The organism is Pseudomonas sp. Bc-h (assembly GCF_002080045.1).
GTDB lineage: Bacteria > Pseudomonadota > Gammaproteobacteria > Pseudomonadales > Pseudomonadaceae > Aquipseudomonas.
The window spans coordinates 145,241-164,680 of sequence record NZ_MUIN01000008.1 but is presented as its reverse complement, the minus strand read 5'-3'; the positions used below and the strand labels follow the sequence as shown (position 1 = coordinate 164,680).

General features: G+C 59.0%; 19 protein-coding genes and 1 other RNA gene. 7 read left to right on the top strand and 13 right to left on the bottom strand.

Annotation, left to right across the window (positions count from 1 at the left end):
• Positions 1–82 precede the first annotated feature (82 nt).
• Complete coding sequence (locus BWR59_RS15965) at positions 83–355, bottom strand: hypothetical protein (protein WP_081566609.1); 273 nt, start codon at positions 353–355, stop codon at positions 83–85.
• Positions 356–544: 189 nt separating this feature from the next.
• Here BWR59_RS15965 and BWR59_RS15960 point away from each other — a divergent pair, with 189 nt between their 5' ends.
• Positions 545–1,408: a LysR family transcriptional regulator gene (locus tag BWR59_RS15960; protein ID WP_081566608.1), complete on the top strand. Its 864-nt coding sequence runs from the start codon at positions 545–547 to the stop codon at positions 1,406–1,408.
• A gap of 28 nt (positions 1,409–1,436) precedes the next feature.
• Here the strand turns inward: BWR59_RS15960 and BWR59_RS15955 are convergent, their stop codons facing one another.
• The 5 genes from BWR59_RS15955 to BWR59_RS15935 all read right to left on the bottom strand — a co-directional run bounded on the left by BWR59_RS15955 (position 1,437) and on the right by BWR59_RS15935 (position 6,222).
• A complete protein-coding gene (locus tag BWR59_RS15955; protein ID WP_168184492.1) occupies positions 1,437–2,285 on the bottom strand; it encodes an HPP family protein in 849 nt (282 codons plus the stop codon).
• A 378-nt stretch (positions 2,286–2,663) separates the two neighbouring features.
• Positions 2,664–2,945: a hypothetical protein gene (locus tag BWR59_RS15950; RefSeq protein WP_081566606.1), complete on the bottom strand. Its 282-nt coding sequence runs from the start codon at positions 2,943–2,945 to the stop codon at positions 2,664–2,666.
• A 406-nt stretch (positions 2,946–3,351) separates the two neighbouring features.
• Entirely contained in the window at positions 3,352–4,530 is a 1,179-nt protein-coding gene (locus BWR59_RS15945) for a sugar transporter (protein WP_081566605.1), read from the bottom strand.
• A gap of 256 nt (positions 4,531–4,786) precedes the next feature.
• Complete coding sequence (locus BWR59_RS32815) at positions 4,787–5,071, bottom strand: hypothetical protein (protein ID WP_081566604.1); 285 nt, start codon at positions 5,069–5,071, stop codon at positions 4,787–4,789.
• Positions 5,072–5,280: 209 nt separating this feature from the next.
• Complete coding sequence (locus BWR59_RS15935; RefSeq protein WP_081566603.1) at positions 5,281–6,222, bottom strand: LysR substrate-binding domain-containing protein; 942 nt, start codon at positions 6,220–6,222, stop codon at positions 5,281–5,283.
• Between the two features lie 119 nt (positions 6,223–6,341).
• On the opposite strand from BWR59_RS15935, the gene BWR59_RS15930 reads away from it, so the two are divergent.
• Positions 6,342–7,346, top strand: coding sequence for an aldo/keto reductase (locus tag BWR59_RS15930; protein ID WP_081566602.1), 1,005 nt, complete (start codon positions 6,342–6,344; stop codon positions 7,344–7,346).
• Positions 7,347–7,395: 49 nt separating this feature from the next.
• On the opposite strand, the gene ssrA is transcribed toward BWR59_RS15930, so the two are convergent.
• The 5 genes from ssrA to BWR59_RS15905 all read right to left on the bottom strand — a co-directional run bounded on the left by ssrA (position 7,396) and on the right by BWR59_RS15905 (position 14,193).
• Positions 7,396–7,787, bottom strand: a transfer-messenger RNA (tmRNA) gene (ssrA, locus tag BWR59_RS15925).
• A 114-nt stretch (positions 7,788–7,901) separates the two neighbouring features.
• Complete coding sequence (locus BWR59_RS15920) at positions 7,902–8,186, bottom strand: hypothetical protein (RefSeq protein ID WP_081566601.1); 285 nt, start codon at positions 8,184–8,186, stop codon at positions 7,902–7,904.
• A 209-nt stretch (positions 8,187–8,395) separates the two neighbouring features.
• Positions 8,396–11,206 (bottom strand): FAD-binding and (Fe-S)-binding domain-containing protein, encoded by a 2,811-nt coding sequence (locus BWR59_RS15915; protein ID WP_081566600.1) that lies wholly within the window; start codon positions 11,204–11,206, stop codon positions 8,396–8,398.
• A 75-nt stretch (positions 11,207–11,281) separates the two neighbouring features.
• Positions 11,282–12,427 carry an FMN-dependent L-lactate dehydrogenase LldD gene (lldD, locus tag BWR59_RS15910; RefSeq protein ID WP_081566599.1) on the bottom strand — a complete coding sequence of 382 codons (1,146 nt, stop codon included), beginning with the start codon at positions 12,425–12,427 and terminating at the stop codon, positions 11,282–11,284.
• Positions 12,428–12,495: 68 nt separating this feature from the next.
• A complete protein-coding gene (locus BWR59_RS15905) occupies positions 12,496–14,193 on the bottom strand; it encodes a lactate permease LctP family transporter (protein WP_081566699.1) in 1,698 nt (565 codons plus the stop codon).
• Positions 14,194–14,616: 423 nt separating this feature from the next.
• Here BWR59_RS15905 and BWR59_RS15900 point away from each other — a divergent pair, with 423 nt between their 5' ends.
• Complete coding sequence (locus BWR59_RS15900; RefSeq protein ID WP_081566598.1) at positions 14,617–15,384, top strand: GntR family transcriptional regulator; 768 nt, start codon at positions 14,617–14,619, stop codon at positions 15,382–15,384.
• A gap of 110 nt (positions 15,385–15,494) precedes the next feature.
• Here BWR59_RS15900 and smpB read toward each other — a convergent pair whose 3' ends face one another.
• The gene (gene smpB, locus BWR59_RS15895; RefSeq protein ID WP_081566597.1) at positions 15,495–15,977 is read right to left on the bottom strand and encodes an SsrA-binding protein SmpB; all 483 of its coding nucleotides are present in this window, start codon (positions 15,975–15,977) and stop codon (positions 15,495–15,497) included.
• Between the two features lie 128 nt (positions 15,978–16,105).
• Here smpB and BWR59_RS15890 point away from each other — a divergent pair, with 128 nt between their 5' ends.
• From BWR59_RS15890 to BWR59_RS15880, 3 genes are read left to right on the top strand one after another with little or no spacing between them, the layout of a single operon-like run.
• Positions 16,106–17,509, top strand: coding sequence for a sodium-dependent transporter (locus BWR59_RS15890; protein ID WP_081566698.1), 1,404 nt, complete (start codon positions 16,106–16,108; stop codon positions 17,507–17,509).
• A gap of 7 nt (positions 17,510–17,516) precedes the next feature.
• Positions 17,517–17,951, top strand: coding sequence for a type II toxin-antitoxin system RatA family toxin (locus tag BWR59_RS15885; RefSeq protein ID WP_081566596.1), 435 nt, complete (start codon positions 17,517–17,519; stop codon positions 17,949–17,951).
• The gene (locus BWR59_RS15880; protein WP_081566595.1) at positions 17,944–18,252 is read left to right on the top strand and encodes an RnfH family protein; all 309 of its coding nucleotides are present in this window, start codon (positions 17,944–17,946) and stop codon (positions 18,250–18,252) included. Before BWR59_RS15885 ends, BWR59_RS15880 begins: the two co-directional genes overlap by 8 nt.
• 96 nt (positions 18,253–18,348) lie before the next feature.
• On the opposite strand, the gene BWR59_RS15875 is transcribed toward BWR59_RS15880, so the two are convergent.
• Complete coding sequence (locus tag BWR59_RS15875) at positions 18,349–18,876, bottom strand: outer membrane protein assembly factor BamE (RefSeq protein ID WP_081566594.1); 528 nt, start codon at positions 18,874–18,876, stop codon at positions 18,349–18,351.
• Positions 18,877–18,974: 98 nt separating this feature from the next.
• Here BWR59_RS15875 and fur point away from each other — a divergent pair, with 98 nt between their 5' ends.
• Complete coding sequence (gene fur, locus BWR59_RS15870) at positions 18,975–19,382, top strand: ferric iron uptake transcriptional regulator (protein ID WP_081566593.1); 408 nt, start codon at positions 18,975–18,977, stop codon at positions 19,380–19,382.
• Positions 19,383–19,440 lie beyond the last annotated feature (58 nt).

The window sequence follows — 19,440 nt, the reverse complement described above, 5'->3', positions numbered from 1 at the left end:
CCAGACGCAAGCAATGTGTTGGATGTGCAGGCTTCATCGCGAGCAACTCCTTCTTACAAGGGGCAGGATTGCATGCGCTGGCCTAGTTACTCTGAATTTTCTGCAGCGCCTGCTGCGTCAATGAAACACACTCTCTGGCCCCATCGTCGTTGTGCCGCGCCAACGCTGATTCGGCGCGGTGGACGGTGGTGTCGACGTCGCTTCTAACGGCATCGCTGAGATTGGGTTTGGCGACTTTGGCATCTCGTACTTTGCTCAGGTTTATCTGGCACTGACTGTTGTCGTCGTTGGCAGACGCCGCGAAGGGCAGGGCGAATGCAGTCAGGAGCAGGCCGGTGAGCAGGGCGTGTTTCATGTTGTTTTCCGCAGAAAGGTAGGTAAGGGGCTCGTGATCTGTACGAACCTGCTGCATGAGACAGCGGATTTCTGATTTTCGCCAGATGGCTCGCATGTTTCACGTCGGATACCGCTGACGTTTTTGCCGGAACATCGCCAGCCGCTGCGCTAACATGACGGCGCCTCCACGACGCAAGAAGCCGTACCGATGGACATCGACCTCGCCCGTACCTTTCTCGAAATCGTTCGCCTGGGCAGCCTCATGGCCGCCGCTGAAAAACTGCATGTCACCCAGACCGCCATCACGGCTCGCGTGCAGAAACTGGAAAGTCACCTCAACTGCACGTTGTTCATCCGCAATCGCACCGGGGCAAAGCTGACCTCGGACGGCGAAGCGTTCGTGGTGTTCGCCAATCAACTGGTGCAGACCTGGGACGCTGCGCGCCGCGAATTGCCGTTGCCCGACGGCTATCGCCATGTGTTGCGGGTGGGGGCGGAAATGAGTCTGTGCAACCCGCTGATGCTCAGTTGGGTCAGCGAGATTCGCAAGGCGATTCCTGATTACGCACTGCATTCGGAGGTCAAGGAGGGCGATGCGTTAATGAAAGACATCGAGCGCGGCGTACTGGATGCTGCTCTGGTTTATCAGCCCGCGTACTGGCCGAGTCTTCAGGTCGAGGAGTTGCTCGAAGAGAAGCTGATTCTGGTACGTGTGGTCGGCAAGCCCGAGCCCTACGTCTATATCGATTGGGGCCCTGAGTTTCGCCGGCAGCACGACGCAGCGATGCCCGAGAAGTCCAAAGCGGCGGTGGCCTTCAATCTGGGGCCGTTCGCGCTGCAATACATCCTCGATAACGGCGGCGCGGGCTATTTCCGTACCCGTGTGGTGCAGACGTGGCTGGACCGTGGAATCGTCGAACGCGTGCCGCTGGCGCCCGAGTTCAGCTATCCGACTTACCTTGTTTACTCGCGGGACAATCCGTCATCGACCCTGCGTCGCGCCTTCGAGTTGCTGCGTGAGATCGCCAAGGAAAACGGCGATTGGTCGCAGCGTTGGGACCCGTTGATTTGATGCATACGGGCTGAACACCTCTCACGCCTCAATCCACCAGACTGATGATGCCGATCACCTTGCGATCGGCGTCGAGCACCGGCAGGTATTTGCTGCCGTGCCCGGCCAGCATCTTCATCGCGTCCGCCACTGAATGCTCCAGCGACAGGCTTTGCGTGCTGCGCGAGATGATCTGCCTGGTATCGATGTCGGTCCGGTTGCGATGCTGCGCGTTCTCTTCGGTCTTGTGCAGGATCGTCTCCAGGTCCTCCCGTGACACATCGACGAACGACCCTACGTCATCCAGCGCCCTGTCCAGATCCTCGCTGCTGAAACCGCTTGGCTCAGGCGTTGCCGCCTCCTGTCCGTGCGTGGTTTTCCCGTGAGGGCGGGGGTAACGCACCAGCGTCAGGTTGTTGTAGATCAGCGCGGTGATCAGCAGGCAGGCGGCGTTGAGCATCACCGGTAATAACACCTGCAAACCGAGCGCTGACAGCTCCTGCCTGGAGGTAATGATGCTGATGGCCACTGCTGCGCCTGGTGGATGCAGGCAGCGAAACACGCACATGATCAGAATCGCCGAACACACCGCGACACTGGCGGCGGTGACTGTGTTGCCGAACAGCCGGATGCAGAGCACGGCAACCAAGGCCGAGATCAGATAGCTACCGATGATCGACCATGGCTGCGCCAGCGCGCCGGTCGACACGGCAAACAACAGCACCGCCGACGCGCCTACCGGCCCTAGCAGATGCAAGGTGACGTCGATGCCGAACAACTGTCTGCTCACCAGCGCACTGATGAAAATACCCAGGCAGGCGCCCAAGGCCGCGCGGGACCATTCGGCCGGATGGGTATTGAGGGAATGGGGGATGAAGCTGCGCAGAAGCGTTTTCAAACGATGAAGTTCCAGGACGAAAAAAGGAGCTCGTCGGCAGGGACAGAGCTCCCGCACAAAAGGGGCAAGTGCCAGATATTTCAAAGGGCAGAACGACAATGGAGAGCTGTTGCGGCAGCTATCCGGTCGCACTCAAAGCACGGCGATTGTGGCCAGAAAGCGGGCAGGAGGCAAATTCGAAATAATGCACTTTTGATTCAATAATTTTGAATCAACACAGCCTGGATGAGAGGAATCAAGCGTCAAGTGCACTGAATGTTGATTGCGGGTCGATTGAGGGTAGCGCGGAGAGGGGGCCTGGAGCGGAAAAGCAACAGGCCATTAACGTGACTGATGTCGAGCACGAGGCTCGCGACAATCTACGTTAATGGCCTGTGATTACAGACTGCGCGACTGAGCCGGTTGGCGGGTTTGCCTGGCAGGTCGCGCCGCTTCAACTTCCAGCAGATGCATGGCTAACACATCAGTCAGAAAACGGAACTGATCGTTGAAGCCCACCACTTCATTACTGAAGTGGTTTTCCGCCGACGGCATCATGAAAGCGTCGAAACGTTTGTCTTCAATCAGGCTGTGGCGCTGTTTACGAGTGACGACATGTTGTGAGTAATAGTTTTTTCCAAAGTCGGGAAAACTAACGTGCAGGGTGACGTCTCGGGTCATGTCGAGTGCTCCGCATCAAACAGAAAGTTGGACGGTAAAAGGTGCTGATAAGTGTCAGCTACTTGGGCCTTAGTTGGCCCGTGCCATAACACGATTAACGTTTTCGTCCGCCGTGACAGGCACGGGTTGCAGCGCGAAAAGTTTGAGGGCGACGACGTAGCTGGTGAAAGCTGTCAGCGTCAAGCAAGTCAGAAGATGAATAACCATTTTTCCTGCCCTCGGTTCGTGTCTGGGTGTGAGGTGATAGTACGCCCCTGAATTTTGAGCGGAAGGCAAATGCAGGAATGTTGGATATCGACAGGAATGATGGTTGGCGTGGGAACCCGGAAATGAAGGCTTAATCCTGTGCCCCTACGGGATAAACCTGTGAGAGCCAGCAAGCCGGCTCCCACAACGCAGACCGCATTCAGGCGCGCAGGGTTTCGCCGTAGCGATAGGTCGCCAGGCACGCCAGCAGCAGGCCGCTGATCGCCACCAGCCCGCCCACCAGCCCGATGTTGGCGATGCCCAGCTGGCTGATCACCACGCTGCCGAGCAGTGCGCCGCCGCCGATGCCGATGTTGTAGATGCCCGAGTGCAGCGACATTGCAACGTCCGTCGCGTCCGGTGCCATCGCCAGTACCTTGGCCTGCATGACCAGACCGAAGCACATGATCGCCATGCCCCAGACCACGCTCAACGTCGCAATCCAGGACGCCTTGGCGGACAACGGCAGCAACAGAACCAGACACAACGCCAGCGCACCAATGGCGGTGACCAAAAGGCCGCGTGGGTAACGGTTGTTGTAGCGGCTGAAGACGACAGAGCCAAGGATGCCCGCGCCGCCGAACAGCAAGAGGACGATGGTGATCATGTCGCCGCTCATCTTCCCAACGACCTGTGCGAAAGGTTCTATGTAGCTGTAGGCCGTGAACTGAGCGGTAATCACCAGCGCGGTGAGCACGTACAGCGAGACCAATGCCGGACGCTTGAACAGGAGTGGCAGGCTGCGCAGCGAGCCCGAGTTCTGGCTCGGCAGCAGTGGCAGCGATTTGATCAGCACCAGCACGGTCAGCCCGGCAGCGCCGGCAATGGCCAGGAACGTCATGCGCCAACCCAGCGCTTCACCCAACACGCGACCCAGCGGGATGCCGAGCACCATGGCCAGCGAAGTGCCGGTGGCCAACAGCCCAAGGGCCTGCACCTGCTTGCCTGCGGGCGCCACCCTGACCGCCAGCGAGGCGGTGATCGACCAGAAGACCGCATGAGCCAGCGCAATGCCGACGCGGCTGACCAGCAACATGCTGAAGCTCGAAGCCATGCTCGACATCACATGACTGGCGATGAACAGGATGAACACGAACGTCAGTAACTTGCGCCGCTCGATGTTGCGAGTCATCAGCATCATCGGCAGCGACGTCAGAGAAACGATCCATGCATAGACCGTCAGCATCAGGCCGACTTGGGCGGTGGTCATGTCGAAACTATGGCCGATCGCGCTCAGCAGTCCGACAGGCACGAACTCGGTGGTATTGAAAATGAAGGCCGCCAGGGCCAGCGCGATGACGCTGAGCCAACTTCCAGTGCGAGCATCGGTGGTGTTCATTGAAGGACGCGTCAGCCTCAAGATAAAGATTCGAACAGCCAGGGTCGTCGAGTTCACACTTACAAAATGCCAACAAGCAAAAACGCCGCGCGAGGCTCAAGGCCTGTGCGGTGCATGCAGTCAGCAAAATATTATGAGTATGGGAGGGTACGACCAGATGAGGCGGAGTCTACGCCGTTGTTATCGTTGTCACAACCTGCGCCCCATGCGTCAAAGTGGCTCACGGCGCGCAGGTGAAACGATGAATTTCCGGCGACTAAACGCTTGGTTGTCCGCCAAACCCGCGAGGCAGGCGGTGAGTACCGGGCATTGCGGTCAGATGCTCGGTCCAGGCTCCGCGCCAGTCAGTTGCGACATGAGGTGATTTTGCTTTACGTGCAGTTCTGCGTGCAGCGTTGCGTCTGTCGCGTTGGGCTTCTTTGAAAGCATCGGTGTTGCGGCAGGAGCGGCATTTGACACTCTTGAGATCGGTGCTGGAACTCAAGTTCGCGCCGTGGTGGCCGCATGCCAAGTGTCCTGAAACCTTGAAGTGAGTAACCATGGGTGTCTCCTTCTTATTCGGGGATGCAATGCGAACATTGCATGCCCCATTCGACCGAATGACGCCGTCAACGTTCGGTCCTTTCTCAGATCGAAGGACTGATGGCTATCTTCCGGGATTCTCGGGCACGTTGTTCAATACGCGTCGATGCTCATTCGGTTAAACCGCAAGAGACGCAGCCTCTGATGCTGGACGGCGATCCAGTTCGGTCATTGCTCTTTGGAAAAACTGACCACTGTATTATTCGGGTTGAATGGCGCAGATTCAGGCCCTGTGAGGATCAGCCGAAAGGTTTCCACCAGCGGCCGCAGATTGACCCGATGCCACGCCGCCCATAACGGCATCGTGAACGTCAGCCATGGCAGCTCGCGAAACACCACGCCCGGATGAGCGGCCTGATTAAGGCTCTTTTGCGTCATCGCGATGCCGAGCCCAGCGGCTACCAGGCCGAGGGCAGTGTACGGTTCGGCGGCTTCCAGGCGTATTTCCGGGGTGAAACCCGCGCGAATACAGGCCGCGACAAAGTCATCGTGGTGATTCTGTCCCTGGCTGGATTTCACCCCGATCCAGTCCATATCCTGCAGATCGGCCGGAGTCAGGCGCTCAACGTCAGCCAGCGGATGATTGACGGGGAGGGCCAATAACATCGGGTCTTCCAGCAACTGGCGGTGGGTCAGATCCGGGTCGTCATCACTGGGCGGCTCGCTGACCAGCGCCACGTCCAGACTGCGCTGACGCAGCCCTTCGAGCTGGTCGGAGGAATTGAGGTTGTACAGCGCCACATGCATGGCGGGCCGAATTTCGCGCACCGCACTCAACGCCGCTGGCAGCACATTGGCGTGCATCGCCTGCTCGATATAGCCGATGCACAAGCCTCCTTCTTCACCACGGCCCAACCGCTTGCCCAGCGATTCCAGCCGATTGGCATGCGTCAGCAGCGCCCGTGCTTCGCTCAGGAACGTGCGGCCATCGGTGGTCAGCTTAATGCGCTGCTGGCTGCGCTCGAACAGCACCAGACCCAAGCGTTCTTCCAGCTGAGCAATCTGACGGCTCAATGGCGACTGCGAAATATGCAGCCGCTCCGCTGCGCGGCCGACATGCTCCTCTTCGGCGACGACGACGAAATAGCGAAGCTGGCGCAGATCGATCATGGTAATGCTCTTAGGGTCTCAAGTGTTTCCCATTGTGTCTTGGACGGTCTCGGCTTGGCAATCTAGGATCGGCTCAACGGTCGCAACAGCGACCCACAGACGATCTGGAGAACAGAACCATGAGCTTGAAAGACAAACTCCCCGGAGTGCTGGGTTTCGGTACCGCACCACTGGGTAACATGTTCCGCAACATCCCCGAAGACGAAGCGCTGGTCACCGTTGACGCCGCATGGGCAGCAGGCGTTCGCTACTTCGATACCGCGCCGTTCTACGGCGCCGGCCTCTCGGAAATTCGTTTGGGCAATGCGTTGCACAAATACAAACGCGACGACTTCGTGCTCAGCACCAAGGTTGGCCGCGTGATCCTCGACGAACTGGATAACAGCGCCCGCGACCTCGGCGAAAAAAGCGGCGTGTTCGAACACGGCCTGCGCAACAAGATCGTCAACGACTACAGCGCCGACGCCACAATGCGCTCCATCGAAGACAGCCTGAAGCGCCTGAAGACCGACCGCCTGGACATCGTCTGGATTCACGACATCGCTCAGGACTTCTACGGTGACGAATGGCTGCAGTATTTCGAACAGGCACGCACCGGTGCTTTCAAGGTGCTGACCCGCCTGAAAGAGCAAGGCGTGATCAAGGCGTGGGGCCTGGGCGTGAATCGCGTCGAACCCATCGAGTTGACCCTGGGGCTTGAAGAAGCAAACCCCGACGGTTTTCTGCTCGCCGGCCGCTACTCCCTCTTGGACCACGAACGCGCGTTGCAGCGCCTGATGGCAGAGGCCAAGGCCCAGAACACCGACATCGTCGTCGGCGGCCCCTACAGCTCCGGTATTCTGGCCGGCGGCGCGCACTTCGAATACCAGAAAGCCAGCCCGCAAATCATCGCCAAGGTCGAGCACATCAAACGCATCGCTCAGGCCCACGGCGTCGACATCAAGGCCGCCGCCCTGCAATTCGCCCTCGCCAACCCGGCGGTGGCTGCGGTGATTCCAGGGGCAAGCCGCCCGGAGCGAATCGCTGAGGATGTTGCAGCGCTACAGGCTGTAATTCCAGCTGCGTTCTGGGATGCACTGCGCGATGCCGGGTTGGTTTCGGGGAGTGCGCCGGTGCCGGTTTGAGTTTTTTGCAGGCACAAAAAAAGACGTCCGAGGACGTCTTTTTTATGTTTGGTGGAGCCGGGGGGATTTGAACCCCCGTCCGCCAGTACTCCGCTTTCGGGCCTACATGCTTAGCCGTGTCTATTAAGTTAACCCTCAGCGACCCGACGGGCAGGGTGCTTTGGGCGAGCTGTGTAAGTTTTAGCCGATTCGTCCACAGCGTACTGCACGGCGATCCTGTTCTGTATGACAATCACTTTGGGTTTACAGGCATCCCCTGGTGATTGCTGGAGCCGAAGCTACCAGAAGGAAGGGTTTCACCGCTTACGCGGCGAGACGTGCTTCCCCGTAGGTTTCGTCATTGGCAACTATAGAAAGTTGCAACAGTGGATTTACGACTTCTGTTACCAAGTCGGCATGCCCCTAGAGTTTCATCACCGGCGTCGAATCCTAATCGGCCCCAATTCTGCTGCTCTAGCAGTCAGGTCGAGGAGTGTACCCGAATCAATAGGATACGTCGACCTCAAGCCTCTGCGCAGATGGGCGGACCGGCTTTCGGCCGGCCCGTGCCGATCATTACTTCGCGCCTTCGTTACCGGAGCCGATGGTTTTGAGATCCTGAATGGCCTTGGTGGTGATTTCGATGCATTTCTTGTCATCACCAGCCTTTTGCGCGGTCATCGCCTGATCGTACGCGGTACCTGTCTCGCTTTTGGTATCGGGGCTCAGGTTGGTGTTGGCGGATTTCTGAGCATCCTTCAACGTCTGCAGGTTGGCGCCGCACAGGTCGTCAGCAGCGAATACCGGGGAACCCAACAGTGCAGCGGTAAGAAACAATCCAGTCAGTGCTGTGCGCTTCATGTGTATCTCCTTAAGCCTGTGGACTCGGTATGGCCGGTTCGTTGAGGCCGATGTCCGAGATAGAGGAATAAGCGTCCAGTGGATGTGGCGCTTAAAGAGATGGACTGTGCGCTATCGCAGGGGTTCTATTTATTTCGCAAGTGGTGTGAAAAAGCCATGTTGCAGGATGTGTCATCAAAATGGGGCGAATTTCGCCCCATTTGTGTGCATCAAGCGGATCTTGGTCGTGTGACCCGATCAACGAGGTAGACCAGCCCGTGGTAGTCGATGCCACCGTGCTGGGTGAGCCCGATCTCACAGGTGCGGCTGGTGGAAATGCCTTCGCTGCAGTACTGCACGGCGTCTTTCAGAGTGCGTAGGGAGTGGGCATTCAACTCAGGGGTGGTGAAGCCTTTGTCACCGGCGAAACCGCAGCAATGAATGCCTTCTGGAATCACCACGTTGACGCTGCACAGTCGCGCCAGTTCGATCAGCGCCTGGCTTTCACCGAGATGCTGGGTGCTGCAGGTGACGTGAACCGCGATGGCTTCCTGCTGGGGCGTGAACACCAGTTTGTCCAGCAGGTGGGTGCGGATGAAGCGCACCGGGTCGTACAGATCAAGACGGGTTTCCTTGAGGTCCTGAACCAGGCGCAACGTGCAGGGGCTGGTGTCGCAGTAGATCGGATCGAGGCCGCCGCGACTGGCCTTGGTCAGCGCGGCCAACAGTTGCTGTCGCTTCTCTTCAGCGTGCTCGGTGTAGCCTTTGGAGGCGAAGGGTTGGCCGCAGCAGAGGTTGTCCTGATCCTCGGGGAATACCACTTGGTAACCGGCTTTTTTCAGCAGGCCTCGAGTTTTGTCCATCAAGGACATCTGTTCGTGATCCGCCGCCGCCGGGCCCATAACCCGCGAAACACAGGCCGCAAGATAGACCACACGTGGGCGCTGATCCTCAACCGGAGGGCTGAAGCGGATGGCGTTTTCCGGCTGTGGCATGGCCGGGGTCCATTGCGGCACGCGCCCGGATGATGCTTTGGTCAGTGCAGCGGAAATCTTCGCCAGCCTCGGCGCGCCCAACACCATGCGCGCGCCGTTGGCGGCATGCAGCGTAAAGCGCGCACCTTTTAAAGCTGTAGTGAAGTGGTGCGCCAACCAGCCAGCGGCCTTGCCATGGGTGGCTTCCTGGGCGCGCAACTTTTTGACCAGCTCGCCGGTGTTGATGCCGACCGGGCAACGCTGCGCGCAAAGCCCGGTGGCAGCGCAGGTGTCGATGCCTTGATAGTGAAAGTCGCGCTCCAGCGCGGTGGTGTCGGTGCCTGCGCGCTTCTTCGCCTGAATGTCTCGCCACATCACGATGCGCTGGCGTGGGCTCAGAGTCAGTCCTTTCGACGGGCACACTGGTTCGCAGAAACCGCATTCGATGCATTTGTCGACGATGGCGTCGGCGGCGGGCATGGGCTTCAGGTTTTTGAGGTGGATCTGCGGATCTTCGCTCAGTACCACGTCTGGATTGAGGATGCCGTTAGGGTCCAGCAGGCGCTTGAGTTTCCACATCAGTTGGTAGGCGTCGCTGCCCCATTCGAGCTCCACGAAAGGCGCCATGTTGCGGCCGGTGCCGTGTTCGGCTTTGAGCGAGCCATTGAACTCTACGGCCACCAGCTGTGTGACGTCGTCCATGAACGCCGAATAACGGGCGACTTCTTCAGGGTCATTGAAGCCCTGGGTGAAGACGAAGTGCAGGTTCCCTTCCAGCGCGTGGCCGAACAGGATCGCTTCGTCATAGTGGTGTTTGTCGAACAGCTCGATCAGCCGTCTAACGCCCATGGCCAGTTGTTCGACCGGGAAGGTGACGTCCTCGATGATCACTGTGGTGCCGGTTTCGCGCACCGCGCCGACGGCAGGAAAGGTGTCTTTGCGGATGGCCCACAGGCGGGCGTTTTCGGTCGGGTCCTCGGTGAAATCGACCTGCTTCTCGACTGGGAAATGCGCAATCGACGCCATGATCTGCGCCAGTTGTTCGTGCAGCAAAGGCTGGGTTGCTGCGCGCGCTTCGATCAACAGGGCGCAGGCGTTTTCAGACAGTTCGCGTACGAACGACGGCATGCCCGGTTTGTTCTGCACCGAGCGCATGCTGCGGCGGTCGAGCAACTCCACCGCAGACACAGGCTGGGTTTTCAGCACGGTGACCGCATTGCAGCAGGTTTCAACATCCGGGAATATGATGAGCGCCGAAGCTTTGTTCGGGTGATCGAGCACCGTGTCGTAGGTCACTGCGCTGATGAACCCGAGCGTCCCCTCTGAGCCGACCAGCAGATGACTGAGAATATCCAGCGGCTCGTCGAAATCGACCAAGGCGTTGAGCGACAGGCCGGTGGTATTTTTCAGGCGATATTTGTGGCGAATCCTGGCCGCGAGCTCGGTGTTGGCGCGGGTTTCGCGACCCAGTTCAGCCAGGCGGTCGAGCAGTTTTCCGTGGCTGACACGGAAGGTAGCAACGCTCTGAGCATCCTCGGTGTCGATGCGCGTGCCATCGGCGAGTACCAGCCGAATGCCTGCCAGAGTGTGATAGGTGTTCTGCGCCGTGCCGCAGCACATGCCGCTGGAGTTGTTGGCGACGATGCCGCCGATTTTGGCCGCATTGATCGACGCCGGGTCCGGGCCGATCTTGCGTCCAAACGGCAGCAGCCAGGCATTGGCCTGGGCGCCGATGACGCCGGGTTGCAGACGGATCTGCTCGCCGTCGCGGCGGATTTCCCGGCCATTCCAGTTATCGCCAAGCACCATCAGGACAGAGTCGCTGATCGCCTGTCCGGAAAGGCTGGTCCCCGCTGCGCGAAAGGTCACCGGTACCCGGTCGACCTGCGCCAGTTTGAGTAACTCGACCACTTCGTCTTCCGATTCGACGCGAATCACCAGCTTGGGAATCAAGCGGTAGAAGCTGGCGTCAGTGCCAAACGCCAGGGTCGACAGTGGATCGTCGAACAGGCGCCCGGCGGGAATCAGGCGCTTCACATCGGCCAGGAAGGCGGCGGGCAGGCTCATACGGTCTTCCTCACGGGGTCATCATCGTGGCGCCGCGGCATCTGGCGTGCCGCGTGCGTTCTCTACGGATTGCGCTCAGGCGCCGAGTTCGCGAACCAGCGAATCGCGGGAAATTTCGCTGATGGATTTGGCGCCGGTCAGCACCATCGCCACGCGCATCTCTTTTTCGAACAGGTCGAGCAAGTGTTTCACGCCGGCTTCGCCGTGGGTGGCGAGGGCATAGATGAACGCGCGGCCGATCAGTACGGTATCGGCGCCGAGTGCGATCATGCGCACCACGTCCAGACCGCTGCGGATGCCGGAGTCGGCGAGAATCTTTATTTCGCCCTTTACGGCGTCGGCGATGGCTGGCAGGGCGCGAGCGCTGGACAGCACGCCATCGAGCTGGCGGCCGCCGTGGTTGGAAACGACGATGCCGTCGGCACCGAATTTCACGGCATCGCGGGCGTCGTCCGGGTCAAGAATGCCCTTGATGATCATCGGACCGTCCCAGAAGTCGCGAATCCACTCCAGGTCCTTCCAGGAAATCGACGGGTCGAAATTGTTGCCGAGCCAGGCGATGTAGTCGGTCAGGCCGGTAGGATTGCCGCGATAGGCCGAGACGTTGCCCAGATCGTGAGGACGGCCGTTCACGCCTACGTCCCACGCCCATTGAGGGCGGGTCATGGCTTGCAATACGCGACGAATAGGGCCGTTCTTGCCGCTCATGCCTGAGTGCAGGTCACGGTATCGAGCGCCGGGAACCGGCATGTCGACAGTGAAGACCAGCGTCTTGACGCCAGCCGCCTTGGCGCGCTCAAGGGCGTTGCGCATGAAGCCGCGATCCTTGAGAACGTACAGTTGAAACCACATGGGACGGTCGATGGCGGGCGCGACTTCTTCGATCGGGCACAGCGACACGGTGGACAGGGTAAAAGGAATGCCCTTGGACGCGGCAGCCCGAGCCGCCTGGACTTCCCCCCGGCGAGCGTACATTCCGCACAAGCCCACCGGGGCCAGCGCTATCGGCATGCTCATTGTTTCGTTGAACAGGGTGGTTTCCAGGCTCAGCTCGGACATGTTCTTCAGAACGCGCTGGCGCAGGGCGATTTCGGACAGGTCTGACACGTTATGACGCAAGGTGTGCTCAGCATAGGCGCCACCGTCGGCGTAGTGAAACAGGAACGGCGGCAGCTTGCGTTGCGCTGCGGCACGATAGTCGGTGGAAGCAGAAATGATCATGGGGTCTCGCAACGTTGAGTGAGCGGGGCAGCGACCGGGCGCGCATTGGCACGCCCGGCGCTCGTCTCTTAGTGAACCAGCATGCCGGTCAACCAGTACGCTTGAACGTAGGTGATGCAGCCAACGATGGCCGCGAAGAAGATGCTGTGCTTGAGGGTGAAGCGGAACAGGTCCGATTCCTTGCCGACCAGGCCGGTAGCTGCACAGGCGACTGCGATCGATTGCGGAGAAATCATCTTGCCGGTCACGCCGCCGCTGGAGTTGGCGGCCACCATCAACACGTCACTGACACCCAATTGATGCGCAGTGGTTGCTTGCAGCGAACCAAACAGCGCGTTGGACGAGGTGTCGGAGCCGGTCAGGAACACGCCTAGCCAGCCGAGGAATGGCGAGAAGAACGGGAATGCCGCACCTGTTCCCGCCAGCACCAGCGCGAGTGTCGAAGACATACCCGAGTAGTTCATGACGAAGGCGAATGCCAGCACCATGCCGATGGACACGATGGCCCAGCGCAGCTCGATCAGCGTTTCTTTGAAAGTGGTAATACCAGTTTTGGCGCTGATACGCAGCACGATCATCGCCAGAATGGCCGAAACCAGAATCGCGCTACCCGAGGCCGCCAGCAGGTCGAACTTGTAAACGGCCGGCATTGCGGTGGCGTTGGCGACGATTGGCGCGCCCTTCATCACCAATTGATCCAGATGCGGTACCGGGAAGTTCATCGTCAGCGATTGCAGCGGACCGCCTGCGGCGAACAGGGCCTTGAACGGCTTCAGGGTCCAGATCGTCACGATCACGGTCAGAATCAGGAAGGGCGACCAGGCTTTGATGATGGTGCCGGTGGAGTAAGGGGATTTCTTGGTGGTGCGTGGCTGACCGAAGCCGCCAGGACCGCCGCCCATCACGGCTGCACCGCCGCCCGCGCTGGCGACCTGCGCGTCGGCTGCGCGAGCCGGTTGCCAGACTTTCAGGAAGAAGGTCAGGGACACGAGGCTGACCAGTGCCGAGGTAATGTCTGGCAGCTCCGGGCCAATGTAGTTGGAGGTCAGGAACTGCACGATGGCAAAGCTGCCGCCTGCAACCAGCGCCGCTGGCCAGGTTTCTTTCACGCCCTTCACGCCGTCCATCATGAACATCAGCCAGAACGGTACGAAGACCGACAGCAGCGGCAATTGACGGCCCGCCATGGCGCCGATCTTGAACGCGTCGATGCCCGACACCTGGCCGGCGACGATGATCGGAATCCCCAACGCACCGAAAGCCACTGGCGCGGTGTTGGCGATCAGGCACAGACCTGCTGCGTAAAGCGGGTTCAAGCCCAGGCCTACCAGCAATGCTGCCGTGATCGCTACCGGAGCGCCGAAGCCTGCCGCACCTTCAAGGAATGCGCCGAAGCAGAAGCCGATGAGCAAGACCTGCAAGCGCTGGTCGTCGGTGATCGACATGACCGAGCTGCGAATGATCTCGAACTGGCCGCTTTTTACCGTCAGTTTGTAGAGGAATACCGCCGCGATGATGATCCAGGCGATGGGCCACAGACCGTAGAGGAAGCCATAGACCGCCGAAGCGACGGCCATGTCAGCTGGCATCTGGAACGCGAAGATTGCAATGAGGACGGCCAGCAACAAGGTGATTGCACCTGCAACGTGCCCTTTAAGCCGGAATACGGCCAGCGCGAGAAAGAAAAACACGATTGGAACGACTGCAGCCAGCGCCGAAAGGCTCAGGCTGCCGAGAGGTGTGTAGAGCTGTTGCCAGGTTTGCATGTAGGAGGCCCCTAATTGTTGTTGGTTAGGCCCGGTGTCCATGTCTTACGTGCGCGGCTCCTGCAGGCGACAACTGCTTGTCTGTCTTCCTGCCGGTGCTGACGAACGAGTCGCACAGCTCACCAGCTCAAGCATTCCGCCGTCGCGAATTGCCTGCGGCGTGTCGTGGAGGATGACCACTAGTCGCCGGCATTCGTAAATTGGTAATACCAATTTACAATGTCTTGGCGCTAGGTTAAAAGCCTTGGCCTTGGTGTGTCAATTTAAGGCCCTAGAACTTTTGTAGCACTTATCCGGCTTTTTGCTTGAATCGGTGATTTGTCCTACAGCTGCTTGGTGAATGTCTCATCACAATCAGCGAGAATATGCGCCCTTTGTCGTTGTGTGTGACGGGGCAGTTGTGGATGTGGAGTGAAGGGGTATATGGGCTTTGATCAGGTGCGGCAGCGCCGCTTGTCTGACGATATTGTCGAACAGCTCGAACGAATGATTCTCGAGGGCACGCTCAGGGCAGGTGGACGCCTGCCCGCAGAGCGCGCGCTGGCAGAGCAGTTCGGCGTCTCGCGTCCCTCCCTGCGCGAAGCCATCCAGAAGCTCACCGCCAAAGGCTTGCTGGTGAGTCGCCAGGGCGGCGGCAACTATGTCGTTGAAAACCTGGGATCGACCTTCAGCGATCCATTGCTGCATCTGCTGGAGAGCAGCCCCGAAGCGCAGCGCGACCTGCTGGAATTCCGTCACACCCTTGAAGCCTCATGCGCCTATTACGCGGCGATACGCGCGACTGATGTCGACCGCACGCGGCTGCGTGAAGCGTTCGATGCTTTGCAGGATTGCTACAGCCGGGTCGATGAAGTGAGTCGCGCGGAAGAGGGCGCTGCCGATGCGAACTTTCATCTGGCGATTGCCGAGGCCAGCCATAACGCGGTCTTGCTGCACACCATTCGCGGTTTGTTCGATCTGTTGCGACGCAACGTCGTGACCAATATCGGCGGGATGTACAAGCAGCGCGCAGAGACTCGCGACATGCTGATCAATCAGCATCGTGAGCTGTATCTGGCGATTATCGAAGGGCGGGCGGACGATGCCCGAGAGGTGTCCAGTCGTCATCTGCTCTATGTGCAGGAAGTGCTGGAGGAGGTGCGTCAGCAGGTTCAGCGCACAGCGCGTGCCGAGCGGCGTAACGGCATCTAAAGCGTATGCGACTTCTGTAGCAGTACGGCTTGCCAACGGTGGCGCCCTTGAAATCGCCACCGCCGGAAAGCCATGCTGCTACTGGGAAGTCAGCGCTAGATCGGCGACTGTCAGTCTTCCTTGCCTTTGTTCCGCACGGCGCGTTGCAGCTCGCGATTGGAGTCGCGTTCGCGCTCGGTGTCGCGCTTGTCGTATTCCTTCTTGCCTTTACCCAAAGCAATCTCGCACTTGATCAAGTGCTGCTTCCAGTAAAGGGAAAGGGCCACGCAGGCATAGCCTTTCTGCTGAACGGAGCTTGTGAGCTTTTCCAGCTCGCGCTTGTTGAGCAGCAGTTTGCGGGTGCGTGTCGGGTCAGCGATGACGTGGGTACTGGCTGTCGTCAGCGGAGAGATGTGGCTGCCCATCAGCCAGGCCTCACCGTCCTTGAGCAGCACGTAACTGTCCACCAGCTGCACCTTGTTGGCACGCAGGCTTTTTACTTCCCAGCCAGCCAGGACCAGACCGGCCTCGAACTTGTGTTCGATGAAGTAATCGTGACGCGCCTTTTTATTTTGCGCGATGGTCCCTGTGGGATGTTTCTTGAGCTTAGCCATAGGCGACGCATTATAGGGATCAACGGTGCTCTCGGCTATGGGCTCTGCAAGCTGAAGCTGTGTGCTTGAGCACGTTGAGTGAATCCCGGACAATGCGCGATCTTTTTTGCGTGTTGGACGTGTCAACGATGTCGACGGACAAGGTTTCGGTTCACGGTAGCTGGGCGAGTCGCTGGGTGTTCATCCTGGCCGCCACCGGCTCCGCCGTGGGGTTGGGAAGCATATGGAAATTCCCCTACATGGTTGGCGTCTATGGCGGCGGCGCGTTCGTGCTGGTGTTCCTGGCGTGCATCGCGCTGATCGGCATTCCGGTGATGATGGCCGAAACCCTGATCGGTCGCCGCGCCCGTCAAAGCCCGGCCAATGCCTTGAAGGTGCTCGCTCGCGAAGCGGGGCATTCGGGTAAGTGGTCCTGGGGCGCGTTTGCCGGGATGATCACCGCGCTGCTGATTCTTTCTTTTTATAGTGTGGTCGGCGGCTGGTCGCTGGAATACATCATCGATGTCGGCAAGGGCGATTTTCAGGCCGTGACCCCCGATGGCGTGGGCGCGTTCTTCGGCGAAATGATTGCCGACCCATGGCGTCTGGTGGCCTGGCACACGCTGTTCATGCTGCTGTCGGCGATCACCATCGCCAAGGGCGTGAACGCTGGTCTTGAGCGCAGCCTGCGTATCCTGATGCCCTTGATGTTCGTGTTGATGGTGATCCTGCTGGGCTACAGCCTCACGACCGGGCACTTCATGGAAGGCGTGCATTTCATGTTCGACTTCAAGCCCGAGCAGATCATGGAGGGCTTGTTGCCAGCGATGGGGCACGCCTTTTTCTCGCTGAGTGTGGGTGTTGGCTCGATCATGATCTACGGTGCGTACATGACCAAGGAAGCGTCGATCAGCGCGACCGTGGTTGGTGTCGCGCTGCTGGATACCTTCGTTTCGCTGCTGGCGGGTCTGGCATTGTTTCCGATTGTGTTCGCGGCCGGCCTCAATCCCGGCGAGGGCCCGGGTCTGATGTTCGTTACCTTGCCGTACGCGTTTGGTAACGTAGCGTTCGGCACGGTCATGGGCGTGGTGTTTTTCATCCTCGTCGCTGTGGCAGCCTGGAGTTCGGCGATCTCGCTGTTGGAACCGATGGTGGCTTATCTGGTGGAGCGCACCAAGGTGCGTCGTGGCTGGGTAACGTTCTGGCTATCGTTCATCTGCTGGTTCGTTGGGCTGGGGACAGTGTTCTCGTTCAACATCTGGAAGCAGGCCAAATTCTTCGTGAACGAAGGCGGCGCGTTTCACCTCTACCAGTGGGGTGCGACCGCGGGGCTGGATTTCTTCGGCGTGATCGATTTCTTTACCTCGCGGATCATGTTGCCGTTGGGTGGATTGTGCTTTGTGATTTTCGCAGGTTGGGTGATGGGCCGAGACGCGGTGCGCGACGAGTTGTCAGTGCGCAGTCCGGTACTCTTCGCTCTGACGTTCTTTTTGATGCGCTATGTGGCGCCGATCGGCATTCTGATTGTGTTTGCCGCTCAGCTTTGGAAATGACGCTGACATGACTACGCATATTCAACGTTCGGCCCTGTTGCCGTATCCCGCTCAGGTGCTGTACGACCTGGTCAACGACGTGGCTCACTACTCGGAGTTCCTGCCATGGTGTTCCGGCGCCACGGTGCTGGAGCAGAGCGATACTTCGATGCGTGCCCGGGTCGAGGTGGCAAAGGGTGGGCTGAGTCAGCACTTCGTTACCCGCAACACGCTGACACCAGGCCAGACCATCGAAATGAATCTGGAAGAGGGACCGTTCAGTCAGCTGCATGGCGTCTGGACCTTCAAGGCGCTGGGTGAAAAGGCCTGCAAGATCAGCCTTGATCTGTCCTTCGATTATTCCGGATCCATCGTGCGGGCCACCCTGGGCCCTCTGTTCAATCAGGCAGCCAATACATTGGTGGACGCCTTCTGCCAGCGAGCCAAAGAGCTGCATGGCTGAGGTGATGATCAGCATCGAGGTGGTGTATGCCGCGGTCGATCGCCAGGAACTGATCAAGCTCGGTGTGCCCAAGGGCACTACGGTGCTGGGCGCGGTGACGGCGTCGGGGATCGCGCAGCGGTTCTCGGAACTGGATCTGGCGCAATGTCCCTTGGGGATCTTTGGCAGGGTGGTTGCTGATCCGCAGGTGCGTCAACTGGAGGAGGGTGACAGGGTCGAAATTTATCGCCCGTTGTTGGCCGATCCGAAAGAGATACGTCGTATGCGTGCAGAGAAGGCTGCGAGGGCCCGGAAAGCGTAGATAAACCGATTTAAGTTTTTCATCGCTTCGATTGAAAGGCGTAAAAAAGCCCGGCAGTGCCGGGCTTTTTTGTGCTGGTTCTGGATGCCAGCGAGATCAGCGTGGATTGGTATCCAGCGGTTCTTGAGTCGGGACAGGAACGGTTTCGACCTTGTCGACGTCGTTCTGGATCTGTTCCAGCAGGGAGCCCGGTTTCGGCGGCTCTTCCTTCTGAGGCTGCTGTTCCCCTTTGTTTTCGGGGGTAACAATGGTGTCGCTGCTCTTGCCGAGGATCGCCTCGTCGCGGCTCACGCCCGGTTTGAAGTCGCCGGAGAGGCTCGCCAGTTGATCGTTGGCATTGAATATCAGGCTGATGCGTTCCTGTTGGCGTTCGCCGCCACCAGGCTGCAGGCTGTACAGGTAATCCCAGCGATCAGCGTGGAACGTGTCGGTCAACAGGGGGTTGCCCATGATAAACCTTACTTGCCGACGGGTCATTCCGGGCCTTAACTGGTCTATCATGTCCTGCGTGACGACATTGCCCTGTTGGATGTCGATTTTATAAACCCCGGGGAATGAACAACCGGCGAGTGCGAGCAGTCCCACGAAGGTGAAACTGGTTAGCAAGAGCTTGGTGTTTTGCATCGGTGGGCGACTTCCACTATCTTGGCTGGGACAACGTAAACCCCGATCATACCTGCATTAAGAGAAGCTGCGAAGCAGCGTCTGCGAGAAAGCTGACCATGGTTGAAAATAGCGAACTACGCAAAGCTGGACTTAAAGTGACCCTGCCACGGGTCAAGATCCTTCAAATGCTCGATTCTGCAGAGCAGCGCCACATGAGCGCGGAAGACGTCTACAAGGCGCTTATGGAGGCCAACGAAGACGTCGGTCTGGCAACGGTTTACCGTGTTTTGACTCAGTTCGAAGCAGCCGGGTTGGTGGTTCGCCACAACTTCGACGGCGGTCATGCCGTATTCGAACTGGCTGACGGAGGCCACCACGACCACATGGTCAACGTGGATTCCGGCGAGGTGATCGAGTTCTTCGACGAAGAGATCGAGAAGCTGCAGAAAGCCATTGTGGTGAAACACGGCTTCGAGCTGGTGGACCACAATCTGGTGCTCTACGTACGTACGAAAAAGGCGTAAGTCTTTTTTTGAAACAAAACAAAGGCGACCCTCGGGTCGCCTTTGTTGTTTTTGCCAC